The 18,463-nt window shown below is 37.9% G+C and carries 11 protein-coding genes and 2 pseudogenes; 4 read left to right on the forward strand and 9 right to left on the reverse strand.

Annotated features, from left to right (window positions below; translation table 11 throughout):
• Window positions 1-338: 338 nt before the first annotated feature.
• Complete coding sequence (locus A3I7_RS0104835; RefSeq protein WP_018375653.1) at window positions 339-1,175, forward strand: hypothetical protein; 837 nt, start codon at window positions 339-341, stop codon at window positions 1,173-1,175.
• Window positions 1,176-1,276: 101 nt separating this feature from the next.
• Here A3I7_RS0104835 and A3I7_RS14500 read toward each other — a convergent pair.
• From A3I7_RS14500 to A3I7_RS0104865, 7 genes and pseudogenes are all read right to left on the reverse strand, one after another.
• Window positions 1,277-1,574, reverse strand: a pseudogene (locus A3I7_RS14500) (Smr/MutS family protein); the annotation flags it as partial.
• Window positions 1,575-1,927: 353 nt separating this feature from the next.
• A complete protein-coding gene (locus A3I7_RS0104840) occupies window positions 1,928-2,701 on the reverse strand; it encodes an AraC family transcriptional regulator (RefSeq protein WP_018375654.1) in 774 nt (257 codons plus the stop codon).
• Between the two features lie 467 nt (window positions 2,702-3,168).
• The gene (bglS, locus tag A3I7_RS14730; RefSeq protein ID WP_018375655.1) at window positions 3,169-4,266 is read right to left on the reverse strand and encodes a beta-glucanase; all 1,098 of its coding nucleotides are present in this window, start codon (window positions 4,264-4,266) and stop codon (window positions 3,169-3,171) included.
• Window positions 4,267-4,329: 63 nt separating this feature from the next.
• Entirely contained in the window at window positions 4,330-5,598 is a 1,269-nt protein-coding gene (bglS, locus tag A3I7_RS14735) for a beta-glucanase (RefSeq protein ID WP_018375656.1), read from the reverse strand.
• Window positions 5,599-5,913: 315 nt separating this feature from the next.
• A complete protein-coding gene (locus A3I7_RS0104855) occupies window positions 5,914-6,762 on the reverse strand; it encodes a carbohydrate ABC transporter permease (RefSeq protein WP_245538840.1) in 849 nt (282 codons plus the stop codon).
• A gap of 9 nt (window positions 6,763-6,771) precedes the next feature.
• Window positions 6,772-7,707, reverse strand: coding sequence for a carbohydrate ABC transporter permease (locus tag A3I7_RS0104860; protein ID WP_018375658.1), 936 nt, complete (start codon window positions 7,705-7,707; stop codon window positions 6,772-6,774).
• 55 nt (window positions 7,708-7,762) lie between these two features.
• Window positions 7,763-9,136 carry an ABC transporter substrate-binding protein gene (locus A3I7_RS0104865; protein ID WP_018375659.1) on the reverse strand — a complete coding sequence of 458 codons (1,374 nt, stop codon included), beginning with the start codon at window positions 9,134-9,136 and terminating at the stop codon, window positions 7,763-7,765.
• Between the two features lie 567 nt (window positions 9,137-9,703).
• Here A3I7_RS0104865 and A3I7_RS0104870 point away from each other — a divergent pair.
• Together A3I7_RS0104870 and A3I7_RS0104875 are read left to right on the forward strand one after the other, a co-directional pair.
• On the forward strand, window positions 9,704-12,403 hold the full coding sequence (locus A3I7_RS0104870) for a GH36-type glycosyl hydrolase domain-containing protein (protein ID WP_018375660.1): 2,700 nt from the start codon (window positions 9,704-9,706) through the stop codon (window positions 12,401-12,403).
• Window positions 12,404-12,905: 502 nt separating this feature from the next.
• A complete protein-coding gene (locus A3I7_RS0104875; RefSeq protein ID WP_018375661.1) occupies window positions 12,906-15,317 on the forward strand; it encodes a glycoside hydrolase family 94 protein in 2,412 nt (803 codons plus the stop codon).
• A gap of 714 nt (window positions 15,318-16,031) precedes the next feature.
• On the opposite strand, the gene A3I7_RS0104880 is transcribed toward A3I7_RS0104875, so the two are convergent.
• Both A3I7_RS0104880 and A3I7_RS0104885 read right to left on the reverse strand, forming a co-directional pair.
• On the reverse strand, window positions 16,032-17,393 hold the full coding sequence (locus A3I7_RS0104880) for a sensor histidine kinase (RefSeq protein WP_018375662.1): 1,362 nt from the start codon (window positions 17,391-17,393) through the stop codon (window positions 16,032-16,034).
• A complete protein-coding gene (locus A3I7_RS0104885) occupies window positions 17,377-18,048 on the reverse strand; it encodes a response regulator transcription factor (protein WP_018375663.1) in 672 nt (223 codons plus the stop codon). The genes A3I7_RS0104880 and A3I7_RS0104885 overlap by 17 nt, the downstream gene beginning before the upstream one ends.
• 216 nt (window positions 18,049-18,264) lie before the next feature.
• Between A3I7_RS0104885 and A3I7_RS13125 the strand changes: the two are divergent.
• Window positions 18,265-18,463: pseudogene (locus A3I7_RS13125) on the forward strand (IS4 family transposase); the annotation flags it as partial.

The raw sequence follows: 18,463 nt of genomic DNA on the forward strand, positions 1-18,463 counted from the left end.
TTTTATCAAACAGAGACAGCTCATGAAACTATTTTCAGAAAATAGTAAAAAATCATCTAAAAATGACATAGCAGCCTCCAAAATCATCAGCCAAACTTCACTTTGAGCCAAGAGAGAACTCAAGTAAGAGGACAATGAGTTTAAAGTATAATTAGTTAGAATTATACTTTAAACTCTCTTGAAAAGAGAGAGAGTTTAAAAATTTAGGAGGTGGAGATATGGTTAGAGATACGAAAGACTATTTCTGACTCTTTATACAGTTAAGGATATGAAAGCCAACTCATAGTAAAAATAAGTAATAACCAATTTTATTCTGACATTTAAGAAAGGAGACTGGCATGTCTGAGAATAATCAAAACAAAATGTATGAAGTATTAATCCAAACAGTAACTGCCGCTAGCCAAATGCCATTTGTAAAAGTAAACCGTGAAGAATTTTTGAGAAAAGAATTCTCTGGTAATGAACACATCGAAAAAATTATTAAAGACGGTCCTCAAAGTGTCTTTACCAGTCGAGCATTGCGAAAAAGAGCTCAAAAAGTTATAGCCAATACTACAAACAAGACCTCTATGGCTTCCTTTTTAACCGGCATCCCCTCTAGCCCTGTTACTGCTGTTGCATCAGGTGGCGCAGATATCATTCAATATTTTGGTTTTGCACTCAATTTGTCACAACAGATTGCTTATTTATTTGGTGAAGATAACCTATTTAACGGTGATTATGATAAATTACCAGAGGAAGTACAAATTCGTATCATCTCTTATCTTGGTATTATGTTTGGTGCAGGTGGTTCCTCTGCCCTAATTGCTAGTATTTCTAAAACAGCTGGTAACAGCATTGGAAAAAAGATAACACAAAAAGCTCTGACTAAAACGACTTGGTATCCCTTGGTTAAGAAAATAGGCAGTACATTAGGATATAAAATCACTAAGCAAACAGTTGGAAAATCCATCACTAAGATCGTACCAGTCATTGGCGGTGTAGTTTCTGGAAGCTTAACTTATCTAACCTTTAAACCAATGGGCAATAGGTTGGCAGATACATTTGCAGATTTATTAGATGGAAATATTTCTGATAACTATGAAGTATTTAACGAATATAATGATGATTTTAAACAAAGTCAGGACCAAGACAATGATGGCATAATTGATGGTGACTTTACGGAGACTATCTAACAATAACACTCACTAAGCGCCGTAAAGGGTAAACTCTTATTGGCAACATATCACAAAACCATGGGGGCGTCCTCATGGTTTTTGCTTTGTTCTAATGTTTTTCACCCCAAATTAGCAATAGTGCAGCCTGAGCTACCTGTACTTTGTGGGGCGTAGCCAAAGGATTTGACATGTTTGTTATGACAGAAGTACTTAGTTACACCTTCGCGAATGCCACCTGTACCAATACGTAGATGATGTCCATCTGGTCCTTATTGAGCAGGACTTAGTCCATAAAGTCATCCAATTTTTGCATAGCTTCTTCCGTAGCGTTTGGCACACAGAACCAAGCGAGTACGTATCACAGAACTCGTCTTAGCTTTTTTAACCACATTTCTTCTTAGGTTTCTGTACTTCTTCTTACACGCGCGCCAAGGTAAACTTATTTTATTTCAATATCATCTTTGAAAATATAGAAAGAGAAAACTATTCGTAATGAAAAGGAATCACGATAATTTGGGTGCTGACAGCTAAGAAAAGATTTGAACTTGCTATTTTTGATTTTTTTGAGGTTAGATAAGTCTGTAGCTAAACGATACAGGCTACTGTTTAGTTCATCGGAATTATGGGATGAGAGGCAATTCACAACCATACGCTTGTCCCTTGTGAAAACCAAAATAACACTTAGTCAACTTACCTTTCTCAACTTTAATTTTACTCATGCATTTCGCATTTAGTTAATTTCTTTGAATGAGAATTTGTTGCTGACCTTGTTATTCCTCATTTTCTTTCGTTGAAACATTTTTATCCCATTTGACAGTATGATGGGTATCTCGATATTTCTTAGGAGTAATGCCTACCGTCTCTTTAAATTGTTGAATAAAATGGCTTTGGGAGGAAAAGGACAGGTGATTAGCAATTTCAATCATGGAATAGTCACTAAATTTTAGCAAATCTTTGGCAACTTCCATTTTCTTACCCCTAACATAAGAACTTACCGAAACGCCAACCTCTTTTTTAAACAAACGTGATAGATAACTTGGGGAAACTCCGTATTCCATAGCCATCTGTTCAACGGTAATACGCTCTTTGATGTGGCAATAAATGTAATCCTTACAAGCTGCAACGTGTTTAGAAGTTACATCCTTTTGAATACTTCGCCTCATTTTTTCAGTATAATCAATAACCATCTCATCATGTAAATTTTGAACCTCTTGAACAGTGTGGATGTCATCTAACTTTTGAATATAAAAATCACTAAGACGAAATGCTTGTTCAAGTTCCATGCCGTTTTGTCCACACATGCGTGTGATAAGAGCCGTTGTGATGACAAAATGGTATTTCAAATTTGTCACCGGATTTCGTGAAAGCTGACCAACACCGTCTTTTTCTGTAAAACGCTCTTGTTCACAATTTTTTCGGACAGCTTCAACATCTCCAGTAGAAACTGCTTGATAAAACAAGAACTCTTCAGTTAATGGTCGGTGTTCCATCTCATCAGCACTATCACTAGCAGCAAACAACTTCCATTCGTTTTGGTAGTTCATCAGTTCCTCCAAATATTAAACGTAATCGGTAGCTAGCTACTTTGATAAAAGCAATGTTCCACCAAAGGAATTCAAAAAAGAGAGCAATACCGTAATCCATTATATCATATTCCTTGTGCCAATTCTTTTAAAGGTAACTCCGCTGCACGACATACGCATGAAGAAAAAAGTTCCAATAAATTTCTGAAATACAAAAATTTATTCTGAAAAGTTAGGGTGTCAAGAACAATAGTTACAGAAAGCAATTTTTTCAAGAGCTATTTTGGGAAAAGAAGACAACCATTTTTGAGTAAACTCTCTCGAAATACCTAAAAATTTGAGATTTTTAGGTTTTCAAACGTTTTTCAACAAATGATTTTCTTCATGCGTTTATCCTGAACTCTGCTGCTGTCACTTCCTTTAAAAATATAGTTCTTATCCAAGAAGTCTTATCAAAAAACAGAACTTATATAACCGCCAGTCATACATCATTCTGCAAGGTCAATCCACCAACTTTGTGCTGGGCTATCAACATCATGATAGACTTCAACATTAGCATTTCTATCTTTACTGGCATAAGAAACATTTAATAGCAACCCTGTCTGTCGATTAGCAATCTTATAAAGGTTATCGCCAGTCGGAATAATCTCCCATTCTTGACTTGGAAGATACTGGTACTCCCACTGGCATACATTGCCACCATTTTTTGCTGTCTTATCTTGAGTAGCTAGGACCTTCCCTGATACACTATTTTCAATGACATAATAGCCATTTGAAATGGGTTTTAACAACCATTTTTGGTTTAAGTTACCTTGATAGGGGTATTGTAAAATATTGGCACCATTTTTACTATCGCCCCAAGCAAGGTCCAAGGCATAACCACTATTTTGGGAAACGATTTTATAAGTTTTTCCAGATGAAAATGAAACATTAACTTTGGTAACAGATTCATCGTAGCTAATCCAGTCATAGTAGGCATATAATGGAGTGTATCCATTATACGATGCTAGCCAATCATCAACGCCAATTCCTGGCCAAGCATTCATCATGATTTTTCCTGGCGTTTCCGGTACATTTTCGGTTGCCGTATAAACAGCTTTACCATCTACATACCAAGTAATACTATCTTTTTGCCAGTCAAATCCGTAGGTATGAAAATCCTCTGATGCATCAAATCCAAGTTCAAATAAATACTCATGTTCTCCTTCACCATCCGTGAAATAGTTAAACTGAACTTTAGTTGTATCCTTTCCTAAAAATTCAATATCAATTTCATCCCATTTCGTTCCATCACTTGGTCCAGTATAAGTGAAAAAAGAACTGACAACACCTGGATTTTTAATAGCTTTCATGGAAACTTGATAGAACCCATAATGATAATAGTCTCTGGTGCGCCATTCACCTCCTGTATAACCTCCTTGTCCATCACTGTCGATTTTCAAGGACATGAGCTCATCCTTAAAAGTGACATTTTCTGGTTTCCAAATACAGTTGAACATATCTCCATTTGAACCTGTTCTAAGTTCCATAAAGCTATCATCATAATATTCAAACTTTGTCCCAAATTGGGGATTCGTATTTTTCATTACAACAGTTTTCCATCCTTATCTAAATTAGATTTATTGACCTTTCATTAGTTCCAAAAGGAGCTATCCTTTTCTTCTTTTTGGTTTGAAAATAGCAGCTCCAACTAGAAGAAAACTACCAGCTAGAGAAGCCACTAGACCTGATTTTTCACCAGTATTCGGTAATTTTTGATTATCGTTTTTAGCAATCTTTGCAACACTAGTTTTTTGTACTTCTTTTTCTGCTACAGGAATCTCAGTTTTGTTCGTTTTCTCTATGCAATCTTTCTTAGTTGGTACTTCAACAATATCGTCTTTAGCTGGTTCTTTGTCAATAGTCGGTATTTCAACGTCATCATCCTCAGTTGGTTCTTCCGTTGGAAGTGGTTTGAAAGTAGCTTTCTCGTAACTCATCCAGTCATAATAAGCAACAAGGGGTGTTGTTCCGTCATAGGGTTCCAACCAATCATCAACACCTTTACCTGGCCAAGCATTCATCATGATTTTACCTGGAGTCACTGGAATATTTTCAGTTGCTGTATAAACGGCTACTCCATCGACATACCAAGTAATCTTGTCTTTTTGCCAATCAAAAGCATAGGTGTGAAAGTCCTCTGCAGCATCAAATCCTAAATCATGGATATATTCATGTCCTCCCTGACCATTTGTGTAGTAGTTAAATTGAACTTTACTTGTATCTTTACCAAGAAATTCAATATCAATTTCATCCCAAGGGTTATCATCGCTTGGACCTGTATAAGTGAAGAAGGAACTCACTGTACCAGGTTTTTTAATTGGCTTCATGTTAACTGTGTAAATTCCATAGTGGAAAAATTCTTGGGTACGCAATTCACCTGAAATAAATTCAACTGGTGCACTTGTATCTGTTCCGTTATCAATGGTAAGCGTCATGATACCGTTATCAACTTTGACATTTTCTGGTTTCCAGACAGCTCCAAAAGGATTACCATTCCACCAGTCAGCTTTAGCCATAGTGGCTTCATCAAATTTATCAAATTCAGTTCTAAATTCAGTTGGCAAAGTTTTTTCTGTTGTATCTGCTGGTGCAGTTTCCTCCACAGGTGCTTCTGCAGTTACAGTTGCTCCGGCATCCTCAACAACTGTCGTAGCAGCTTCTGTACTAGTAGTATTTTGAACAACATCGCTTGCTGAAGAAACGTCAGCAGTTGTATCAACAGGATTAGTTTCTGTGACTGTAGGAGTAAGCTGAGTTGTGTCCGCTTGTATTGAAACTGTCACATCGTCTTCGGCTGAAACAGTTGCCAAACCAACATGTAAGCTACATAGCGCCGCAGCATAACATACATATTTTAGAACATGTTTTTTTGTCATAAAAAATCTCCATTTTCATATTTTTTAATAATTAAATTTAAACTAGCAAATTGAAATATCAATAAACTAGGAGAGGGAATTATACTAGTGTAGTTAAATATAGCGAGATCAATCTGGTCTCAATACACCCTATACAGCTCACGCTTCCTAGTAACATACGACTTTCAATAATCGCTCTGCTATTTTCAATACATTTCACTTAGAAACGCTTTAAGTATGATGTCAATCAAAAAGATATTAAACCAGCAGCTCTCATCAGAGCTTAGAAATTGCTGGAAAAATATCAATTTAAAGTTATAAAGGTAGGGGCTAATCCTATTCTTTGACACCACCAAGAGTCACACCCGCAATAATGTATTTAGAGAGGAAGAGATAAACGATGATAATTGGAACGATGGCTACCAAAATCATGGTGTAGATTTTACCCATGTCAAAACTCATGTAGTCCGCGCCACGGAGAGTGGCAATTAGAATTGGCACAGTCATCTTATCTTTGGATTGAATGACCAAAGCTGGAATAAAGTAATTATTCCATGAGCCAACAAAGGTAAATATAGCTTGAACCGCAATAGCTGGTTTCATGATAGGAAGAACAATGGTGTTGAAAGTGCGAAATTCATTAGAGCCATCAATTCGTGCAGCTTCTACTAAGGAAAGTGGTAAGGAAGCTTGCAAGTAGCTATACATAAAATAGAAAACAGCTGGTGACGCAATGCTTGGAATAATCAGTGGTAACAAACTATCGTACATTCCCATATTAGTTATCAAACGAAGAAATCCCATAGAAGTTACTTGAGTTGGCATCACTAAAATTGCCAAAATAAAGGTGAATGCAATTTTCTTTAATTTAAAATTGTAAACATACAGTCCATATGCTGTCAAAGCTGAAAAGTAGGTACAAATAGCTGCCGTAAAGCCTGAAACTATCAAACTATTTAAAATACCTCGGAACATAGGGAAACTACCATCATTGGCAACTTTTGAAAGATTGCTAAAAAGGGAATTCCCTGGCAAAGCTGAAAATCCTTTTTGCAGTTCAGCATGTGAGTGTGTTGCATTGATAAATAGAATGTAGAAAAAGAAGAGACACATGAAAGAGAGAACTATCAATACGAAATGTGCCACAATAGTGCGTAACCGATTTTGTGCTTTTGTTGACATCATACCACCTCATTATGCCTTTCTAGCCTTCATTTTGCGTTTCGTTGCCTTAAGTTCATTATTAGTCATCCTATAAACAAACCAACAAAGAAAAGCACTGACAACGAATAGGTAAACCGACAAAGCACCCGCCATACCATAGTTTTTACTCTTCAGGTGATTATTCAAGAACATGATGAGTGTTGTAGAGGTTCGGTCTGGTGCTCCTTGTCCATTGGTCAAAATTTGCGGAACATCAAACATTTGTAGTCCACCGATAATAGATGTAATTAAAGTATAGGCAAGAATTGGACGAATCATCGGAAGAGTAATATAGAAGAAACGTTGACGACTATTACACCCATCAATTTCAGCAGCCTCAAAAATATCTGGACTAATTCCCATAATAGCTGCCATGAGCATGATAGTTGTATTTCCGAACCACATCAGAAAGTTCATTACACCAACCAGTGAACGCGTACCAAAAGCCGTTCCCATGAAATCAATTGGCTCTTTAATCCAACCAAGAGAGCTTAAAATAGAATTGATTGGACCATTAGTTGAGAAAAGGGTAAAAAAGAGCATGGCAAAGGCTGAGGCCATAATCAAGTTAGGAAGATAGATAACTACCTTGAAAAATTGTTTACCGCGGATTTTCAAACGTGCATCTACAAACCAATTAGCCAAAAGAAGAGCAATTGTAATCTGAGGAACAAAACCAATCAACCATAAAATCATAGTGTTTCCTGCATATTTCAACATATCTGACTTCAATAAGCTGATGTAATTTTCCAAGCCAACAAATGTTGGTCCGATTTCTCTAATCCCTGAACGGTAGTATTCGTAAAAACTGTAACGAACCGTATCAACCAACGGAATAAAAGAGAAAATAAAGAAACTTAGGAAGAAGGGCAGTATGAAAATATAACCCCATTTACCATAATCAATACGTTTGCGTTTTTGTTTCATCTTTCTTACTCCTTTAGTTATCCGCAGTGCTAATTAACACCGCGGATACTATTTTCTATTTTGGCCATTTAATTTCTGTGATTTCTGGATAACGTTCTTTTATGGCTGTTTCAAAGTTGGATTTTGCCTTGTCAAAGCTTACTTTACCTTGGAGATAGTCGTTAAATGAATTTTGGAAGATTTCGACACAACCTTGGTCATAAGCTGATAATGGCGCGATTTTAATTCTTTCTGCAACTGGTGAGAAGTATTCAAAGGCATTTTGTCCGCCAAGGAAATCTGATTTAAAGCTGTCATCTTTAGCTGCTTCTTCCATACCAGATTTAGTATTTGTGAAATCTTGGTAATCTTTAGAAATTTTCAACAGATTTTTCTTATTACCAGTTAAGGCTAATATAATGTCTTTGACATGTTTGGGATTATCTGTTCCTTCAGCACCATGAATGTAAGAACCGCCCCAGTTATATTCTTGTGGTGGATTTGTGACAGCCCAAGCTCCCTCAGCACCATCCCAATTTGGTTTCAAGGTAAAATCAATTCCCCAAGCTGGGAAAAGAAAAGCAAAGACATTTGATTTAGATCCCATAGCCTTGTTCCAATCATCCGTCCATTGACCTTTGACGGTCTTATTAAAGTAACCTGCATCAAGCCATTCTTTAGAATCTTTAACCCAGTTCATTACTTCTGGACCAACATTAATAGTTGTTTCACCAGCTTTAACCCAAGGAGTTTTGATACTATTTCCATATAGGCGGAAAGTGTCTGCATAAGAAGCAAATGTTAAGTAGCCTTTATCTTGCAATTCCTTAGACGTAGCTTTTAGGGTATCCCAGCTTTTTACTTTTTCACCAATAGCTTCTGGATCATCTGTTCCAAAAACAGCTTTGGCGATATCACGGCGGTAAACAAGGACACCTGGACAAGTTTGCCATGTTGCCCCACGTTGAACACCATCTTCATCAGAAGCGGTTACTTTTGTAAAATCATACTGATCAGCCAAATCTTTCTTCGGATTGATTCCTAAATCTTTCAAAGGCATCGCTGCATTAGCTTCCTTGGAAGAGTATTTGTTGACGTAATCCGTTTCAGATAAGAAAATATCAACCTTGTCATCTGCAGAAGCTGAATCTTGTTTTAGCAGAGCCTCATCAAGTTTTTGTTGATAGACACCATCCTGGTTAGGATTAACAATCCAATGAATTTCTGTTCCATCTTTCAAGGTTGTCACTGTTCCATCTTTTGAAGTTTCCTTGACTTCTGGATAAACTGCTTCTACACGTTGACGAAATTCATCATTCCAAGAATAGATGTTGATAACTTTTCCTTCTTTAGCAGATGTTCCTGCTGAAGAACTGCTTTTTGAAGAGCAACCAACCATTGTTCCAGCTGCAAGAGCAATCACTATTAAAGCGCTTACTTTTTTATTCATAAAAATTCTCCTTTAATTTTCTGAGGAACTTCCTCATGTATTTTGTACTTGAATTATACCTTGAATGCTAGGGGGGTTATATTATATTTTTTCAAAAAATATCAGATTTTTGACCTCATTTCATTTTTTTCTTTTTTCAATTTTTATTTCTTTCAAGGTATTTATATAGAACATTTTTATCTCAAAATATCTATTTAGTGCTATAAAACATTAATATAATAGCATTTGAAGGTTTTAATCGCTTTAAGTCCAGACAAATTCAACGAAACTATTTTAAAATTCCATTTTATTGTTTTTTGACTTGATGTCAGATTTTTGATATTTTTCGCTTTTTTTTTATTTTTTAAAGAAAGCCTTTTCTTTAAAATAAAGCACGTAAGATAACTTAGACCTTGTATTCACAGTTCAGCACTTCCATCAAGGACCAGTTTTTAAACTACTCATCGTTAGTTTTTTCAAAATACAGTCAGCATTCTCTTAAAAAACTGCCTTGATTAGCTTAAAAACTATCTCTTATATAAAAGCACTTTACTTGTGAATACAGGTTCTTAAAATAAGGAGACTAAGATGGAGCATTTAACATTTACTAATAATAATGGTGATTTCACCCTTGATCACCCTGAAAATATCAATTCTTTGTACTTTCCTCTTGCTTCAGAAGTTGGACTAAAAAGTGCCATTAGTCCAAATTTAGGAGGAGATTCAAAAATTGATCAAGAATCCTTCCTGATAGAACCAGTTAGTATTGATAATTTACACAATAACCGTTCTACTCGAAACTTTTGGATAAAAAATCAATTTGGACAAATTGCCTCATTAACGGGAGCCTCTGCTAGACAGGAAGCACAGAAATTCAGCGATGAACAAGAAGAAAGTCGCATAAGTGCAGGTTTCATGTGGCAAAAATTGGAGCGTCAATTAAAAAAACCACAGCTGACAGCAACCCTTACTTCCTTTATTCCACACAACGAAAATGTTGAAATTATGCAAATAGACATTATTAATAAATCCGAGGTGGAACAAATCCTAACCCCTTATGCTGCTATTCCAATTTTTGGACGGAGCGCAGACAATATTAGAGATCATCGTAATGTAACCTCTATGCTACACCGTATCAAGACAAATCAATTTGGTGTTGAAGTTCGTCCAACAATGTCCTTTGACGAACGTGGCCATCGTCTTAACAATAAAATTTATTATGTTTTTGGTTTTGACGACAAAGAAAAAGGACCACAGACCTTCTATCCTACCGTTGAAAGTTTTATCGGTGAAGCTGGAAACTTTACCCACCCTGCTGCTGTTTTTAAAGATTCAACAGGTTTCGATTCACAAACAAGTATTGATGGTCGTGAAGCTATGGGAGCCTTTCGCTTTGATTCCTTTACATTGGATGTTGGTCAAAGCAAATCTTTTATTATCCTTATGGGAATTGAAGAGGAAGAAAAAGCCATACACAATATGGCGAAGAAATATAGTAAACTCTCTCAAGTTCGGTCTAGTTTAGTAGAAACACAAAACTATTGGTTAGATAAAGTTAGCGTTGGATTCCATACTAAGGACATTAATTTTGATAATTACATGAAATGGGTTTGTTTTCAGCCTTATTTACGCCGCATTTTCGGTTGCTCCTTCCTTCCACATCATGATTATGGTCGTGGAGGACGAGGTTGGCGTGATTTGTGGCAAGATTGCCTCTCACTTCTGCTCATGGATCCTAAAGCTGTTAGTAGTATGATTATAAATAATTACAAAGGAGTTCGTCTTGACGGTACCAATGCTACTATCATTGGACAAGGGGAGGGAGAATTTTTGGCCGATCGTAATGGTATCAGTCGTGTTTGGATGGATCATGCACTTTGGCCACTCATCACAACAAAACTTTACATTGACCAAACTGGTGATATCGATATTCTGACTAAAGAAGTCTCCTACTTCAAAGATTCTCATGTTAAACGTGGAACAGCAATTGACAATCTCTGGACTGAGACCTATGGTAATGAACAGCGAACTGCAACTAATGATCTTTATACTGGTTCTATCTTAGAACATCTGCTTATCCAACATTTAACAGCTTTCTACGAAGTCGGCCAACACAATGTCTATCGCCTCCGTGGAGCTGATTGGAATGATGCCCTTGATATGGCCGATGAGAATGGCGAAAGTGTTGCCTTTACTGCAGCCTACTCTGGTAATCTTATGGAATTGGCTTCACTCGTTCGTTTACTAGAGAGTAGAACTAATATAAAATCCATAGAAATCTTGGAAGAAATTGGATTGCTTCTGAAAAGTGATTCGGATATTTACGATAAAATTAATCGTAAACATCACATTTTAGATGCCTATACTAATCAATGTCAACACAATACCAATGGTCACAAAATAAAATTAAGCCTATCAGAAATTTCGCTCAACCTTATTCAAAAAGCAACTTGGTTACGTCAACATTTACAACAAAACGAATGGTTAGATATCAATGAAGCAGAAGGCTGGTACAATAGCTACTACGACAACAGCGGCAAAGCAACCGATGGCTACTATAACGGCAAAATTCATATGATGCTAACCGGACAAGTCTTTACCATCATGAATTATGTAGCTACTGATGAACAAATTCGTAAAATGACTGCTAGCGCTGACCACTATCTCTATCACCCAGAAATCGGTGGTTATCGCTTAAATACAGATTTCAAAGAAATTAAGAGTGATTTAGGACGTATGTTTGGCTTTGCTTATGGCGAAAAAGAAAATGGGGCTGTTTTTTCACATATGACTGTTATGTATGCGAATGCTCTTTACCGTCGCGGTTTTGCCAAGGAAGGCTGGAAAGCACTTAAATCCTTAGCTGACACTGCTTTAAACTTTGAGACTAGCCGCATCTATCCAGGAATACCTGAATATTTTCGCTCAGATGGTCGAGGTGTTTACCACTACTTGACAGGAGCAGCTAGTTGGTACATGTTGACCATGGTCACTGAAGTATTTGGACTTCACGGAAAATCAGGTGACTTAGTACTCTATCCTAAGCTCTTAGCAGAACAATTTGATGAAAAGGGCATAGCTTCTATCACCGCACCATTTGACAGTAAGACTTTTCATATCACTTATGAAAATCGTAAGCACAAAGATTTTGGTGACTATGTGATAACAGAAGCCAATTGTGACGGTCAGAACTTAGACATTACAGATGATGCCTTTGTCCTCATCTCTAAGACACAATTAGACCAACTAGATGATGCAGAGCACCGTATTACTATTGTTTTGAATTAAGAACCTGTATTCACAGTTCAGCACTTCTATCTAAGGCTAGTTTTTGAGCTACTCATCGTTAGTTTTTTCAAAATACAGTTAGTATTCTCTCAAAAAACTGCCTTGATTAGCTAAAAATTACCTCTTATCTATAAACACTTCGCTTGTGAGTACGGGCTCTAAAATACTTTTTAGGTTATTCCTCACAAGGAAAATTTGCAACAGTTTTAAAAATCTTATAGTTACCTAGAGTCAACCTCTAACCCTATTATGCTTCGAAAATTTAAAATCAGGTCTTTTAGCCTTGATTTAATGAACTTCAATTCGTATTTGTAAGTTATTAATACGAACAACGTTTACTTTATTCCAACCTTCAACTGCCCTCTCCCAGACTGTTGAAGCTAGTCTGATTTTGATTTTCGTTAAGTATAAGTAATAACTGTAAGGCAAAAAGTTAAATCTAGTTTCACATACCATCCCCAAAAGGGATTATAGTAAAACAATAATTGTTAAGGAGAATTTCATGAAGTACGGATATTTTGACGATGTCAATCGTGAATATGTAATCAACAAACCTGATACACCAAGACCCTGGGTTAATTACCTTGGTTCACCAGAATATGGTGCCATCATTTCCAATAATGCTGGTGGCTATAGTTTTGCTAAATCTGGTGCAAATGGGCGTATCCTACGTTATATCTTTAATCATTTTGATCAACCTGGCCGCTATATTTACTTGCGTGATGACGACAGTCAAGACTTCTGGTCTGCCTCTTGGCAGCCTGTTGGAAAGGACTTAGAAAATTATCATAGCGAGTGTCATCATGGTATGGGATATACGAAAATGATCGCTGATTATGCAGACATTCATTCAGAAGTCACCTATTATGTTCCAAAGGGGCAAAGCTACGAAGTTTGGGCGCTTACAGTGACTAACAACTCTAACTGTACCCGGCACCTAACTCTGACTGGTTACGCTGAATTTACCAACCACCCTAACTACGAGCAAGATCAAGTTAACTTGCAATATTCATTATTTATCACGCGCACTCTTTTTCAGCACAATCATCTTATTCAACAACTCCATGGGAATTTAGATACTTTAGAATCTGATGAAGAAGTTGATGAAAAAACTGTTACAGAACGTTTCTTTGGTTTGGTTGGACAGGAAGTTTCTTCTTTTTGCGGCGATAAAAAGGCCTTTCTCGGATCCTATAATAGCTATGACAAACCTATCGGAGTCACCTCTGGTGATCTTGGAAATATCACAAGTTATAATGAAAATGCCTGCGGTGCGCTAGCAAGTAAAGTTACTCTTAAACCCAAGGAAAGTAAAACACTTGTCTTTATTCTTGGTGAAAAGTCATCTCTTGAAGCGCAGGCTATTCTCCGAAACTATAACGTTCCTAAAGCAACTGTTGATACTGAAGTCAATGATCTTCGATTAGAATGGGAAGATCGTCTAATCAATCTGCAAGTAAAAACACCAAGCCCTGAGTTCAACACCATGATTAACACTTGGAACGCCTACAACTGCTACATGACTTTTATCTGGTCACGTGCAGCTTCACTTATTTACTGTGGTTTACGCAATGGCTATGGCTACCGTGATACAGTGCAGGACATCCAAGGCATCATCCATCTCAAGCCCGAAATGGCTGCTGAAAAAATACGCTTTATGCTCTCTGCACAGGTGGATAACGGTGGCGGATTGCCATTGGTTAAATTCAATCACAATCCAGGGCATGAGGACACGCCAGACGATGCCTCTTATGTCCAAGAAACGGGGCATCCAGCCTATCGCGCTGATGATGCTCTCTGGCTTTTCCCAACGGTTTACAAATATGTGGCTGAGACGGGAAATCTTGCCTTTCTGGATGAGGTCATTCCCTATGCAAACAAAGGGCAAGCTACAGTTTACGAGCACTTAAAGGCAGCCATTACCTTCTCTCTCAACAATCTAGGCCCACATGGGATGCCCGCAGGTCTTTATGCTGACTGGAACGACTGCCTACGCTTGGGAGCACAAGGTGAGTCATCATTTGTTGCTCTGCAATTTTACTACGCCTTGACTATCCTCAAAAATTTAGCAATTGCTAAAGGTGATACTAACTACATAACTTTTCTTGATACTAAACTGGAGAATATGGCTACAAAAATTCAAGAACTTTGTTGGGATAATGACCGTTTTGTACGTGGATTTACTGAAACAGGCGAACGCATTGGTGAGGCTTGTGCTCCGGAAGCCAATATGTGGCTCAATCCACAAAGCTGGGCTATCATTAGTGGACTAGCCAGTGATAGACAGGCTGACTTAGCCATGAACAATGTCTTCAATCGCCTCAATACGAAATATGGTGCTATTCTCATGGATCCCCCATACCACAAATATGCCTTTGATGGCGCACTTGCAGTTATTTATAATCAAGGTAATAAGGAAAATGCCGGCATCTTCTCACAATCACAAGGTTGGCTTATCTTAGCCGAAGCCCTACGCGGTCAAGGTGAGCGTGCCTTCACTTATTTTATGGAAAATGCTCCGGCTGCACAAAATGATCGTGCTGACATCCGTCAGTTAGAACCTTACTGTTATGGGCAGTTTACTGAGGGACCTGCCAGCCCACACTTTGGTCATTCACACGTTCACTGGTTGACAGGAACAGCTTCAACTGTTATGGTAGGCTGTGTTGAAGGTATTCTGGGGTTGCGTCCTGACCTCAAGGGACTCAAACTCAGCCCCGCCATCCCCAAAGATTGGGATAGCTTCTCTATGAACAAGACCTTCCGCGGCAAGCAATTGCACATTACCGTTCAAAACCCGAACCACAAGGAATCAGGCTTTAGCAAACTCTTCCTAAACGGACAAGAGTTAGATAGCCCCTACCTGCCAGAGCAACTCTTATCAGAAGAAAATGATGTCATACTTATTTTGTAACACAAAAACAATTATATTATTGCTTTATAATTTTTATCTGACCGACCACTGGCAGAAATTATGATAAAGCATCCTTTCATCTCTCACAACTTGCTTTTATAGTCTTTCATTTTACTTTTAGCAGGCAGTCCTCAAAGCAAGGTGACGGAATAATTAAAGAAAAGCTGAATGAATCTACCTGCCTAATGAAATGATTTAATCACACCTCAATTATTGAGTTTCTCTGATAATTGAGGTGATTTTTTCATGAAATTAGCCTAAAACAGAAAAAATTGAATTTGATTTCATATCATCGGATACAAAATCAACTCAGATAACCTATTCATTATTACTATTTCACCTTGAATTGTTGTTTTGAGTGAATAAAGTGATATTATTCTTGATATTGTCAATAATTTTGTATAAATAGCTAACAGACAGCGACAAAAAGTAGAGGTTGAGCCCAAGCCCAGCACCACTCCTTAGAGCTAGCGTCAACAACTCAGCGCAGTGGTTGATTGGCAGATTTGTTTGTTTCTCACACTCCCTTTTCTACAACGAATTTGTAAAATTAAACTTGACCTTCTCGGATGCCTTTGAAGATCTTCTAGATAGTCTACTTCTCATCGCCTATCTTTAGTCATACTCTTCGAAAATCAAAATTATCCGTTGTCAACTTGCCTTGATGAACTCAAGTTCTATCGTCGGCTTCGTTTCCTAGGCTACTTTTGATTTTCATTGAGTATCAGTTCTCAAAGGTATAGTCACAATAAATCGTGCCCCTTGATTTTCTGATGACATCACTTCAATTCTTCCGTGATGCTGGCGAATAATTTCTTGGACTAATGACAGACCTAGTCCGACGCCTTGTTGTCCTAACTTACTACGGGCAGCATCCACCTGATAGAATTTTTGCCAGATTTTTTCCTGTTCAGTCTTTGAAATGCCCAAACCATTATCCGCAACGACTAGCTGACACTCCTTGTCTTGCACCTTCAAGGTCACTTCAATCTGATTCTTGGTAAATTTCATGGCATTGGAGAGAAGATTGTCCAGAAGACGGTTGATGAGAAGTTCATTGCCAGAAATATGCAGATTCTCGTCTATGTCACTGTTTAACTGGATGGCTTTGTCTGCTAAAAGCCGTTGATAATCTTGGAGCTTTTGCTTCGTTAGGTTTGACAGGTTTAGTGATACTAGAGATAATTCCTCATGACTTTCTAAGCGGGATAATTCCAAAATCTGCTCAACCATGGCCTTCATCTGCTGCGCTTGTCGATGAATTATGGCGTTGGACTCCTTGGCATCCGCCAAATTGTCCGCATAGGTCTGACCGTACTCGCTTTCTGACAGGATAACGGTCAAGGGTGTCCGCAATTCATGGGAAACATCATGATTGAACTGCTTCTCACGTTCAAAGGAAGCATCAATGGTTTCCAACATCTTATTGATAGTTGCCGCTAGCTGGGTTAATTCATCCAATTGATCCGCCACAGGGATACGCTGAGAAAAATCCTGACTTTGCGTGATAGACTGAGCCGTCTCAGAAATACGCATTACTGGCACAAAGGCTCTCTTCAAGATAAGGTAACCACCCCAGACAATAAAAACCAAAAGCAGTGGTGCAATAATTCCCAGAGAAATTAGAAAAAAACGGTACTCTTCGCTGATATGATTCTTTGCTCTCACAGCTCGCAACCAGCGGTTAGAATTCTCAATCTTAACATCATAGTAGTAGAAGGAACTTTCACTGGTTTGAGTCGTACCAATTTTACCTTCTGAAAAAGGTAGACTGATATCGAAATTTTTAGGGAAAGTGCCTCTTTGCAAGTGACCATCTGTGGTATAAATAGCGTAGTAGATACCATCATCAAAAGTTTCATAATCTTCAATATCCTGACTCATCTCTAGCGCAGCATTTTCCAAACGTTGTTTGCCTATAGAGTTTGCTAAAGAGCCTGACATGAAGAAAGCCAAAGCAAAAATCCCTAGCAAGAGGAGAAAGATAAAGATTGAATACCAAAGAGTGACCCGTTTGATGATACTAGAATTTTTTTGCTGAGGGCGAAACTGTTTCAGCTTATTTGTGAATAACATAGCCCAACCCCCTCTTGGTCTGAATGAGCGACTCCTTGCTACTTTCGTCCAATTTCCGTCGAATATTTTTTATTAGGACATCAATAATGTTGGAGTCTCCCTCATAATCATAGTCCCAGACATGTTCACGAATCTTATCACGGCTCATGACCACCCCTGGATTACGGGCTAGAAATTCCAGTACTTCGTATTCTTTAGCCGTCAGCTCAATAGCTTGACCATTTTTTGAAACACGACACCCTGCAAAGTCAATGGTCACTGGACCAAGCTGGATATTGCTGGTTAGAACTTCTCGGTTGTCACGTCGCAACATGGCACGGAGTCTCGCCAAAAGCTCGCCAAACTCAAAGGGTTTGACCAGATAATCATCCGCACCCAAATCCAATCCTGTGATCTTATCCTCTACCGTATCCTTGGCTGTCAACATGAGGACGGGAACCTTAGATCCTGACTGTCTAAGTTCCTGGATAAAGGTAAAACCATCCATCTTTGGCATCATGACATCCAAAATTATCACATCATAGTCAGACACTGCTATAAAGTCCATTCCCTCCTCGCCATCAAAAGCACTATCAACGCTGTATGACTGAGTCTTTAGTAGTTTAGTAAGGCTAAGATTTAAATCACGCTCATCCTCAATAATCAATAACTTCATAGGAATCCACCTCTCTTTTCTCATCCATATTATACCATAGGCCTGCTAGACTCTAGTTCTCTCTCCAGCAAAGAGAATTTTCCCGCGAGTTGGTTTGCTATAAGCTTCAAAAAGATGGAGCCCTTTGCTCCCAATGTCATTAAGTTAACTAACCTATCACGTTTTGTGGTAGGTTAGTTTTTTCTATGGTACACTAAAAATAAAAGGGGAAAAGTCATGTTAGATCAGATTAAAGCTCATTTACTTGATAGTATTAACAACATCGTTTCCACCGCAAACCAGTTTGTGCTTCATCCTGAAAAAGATTTTAGTCGGAAAAGTCAGCTAACGATGAAAACCATGATTCAAGCTATACTGACCATGGGTGGTAATACCTTAGCCAAAGAGCTACTTGATTTAGATTTGCCTGTCTCTC

The sequence above is a fragment of the Streptococcus orisratti DSM 15617 genome, assembly GCF_000380105.1.
GTDB lineage: Bacteria > Bacillota > Bacilli > Lactobacillales > Streptococcaceae > Streptococcus > Streptococcus orisratti.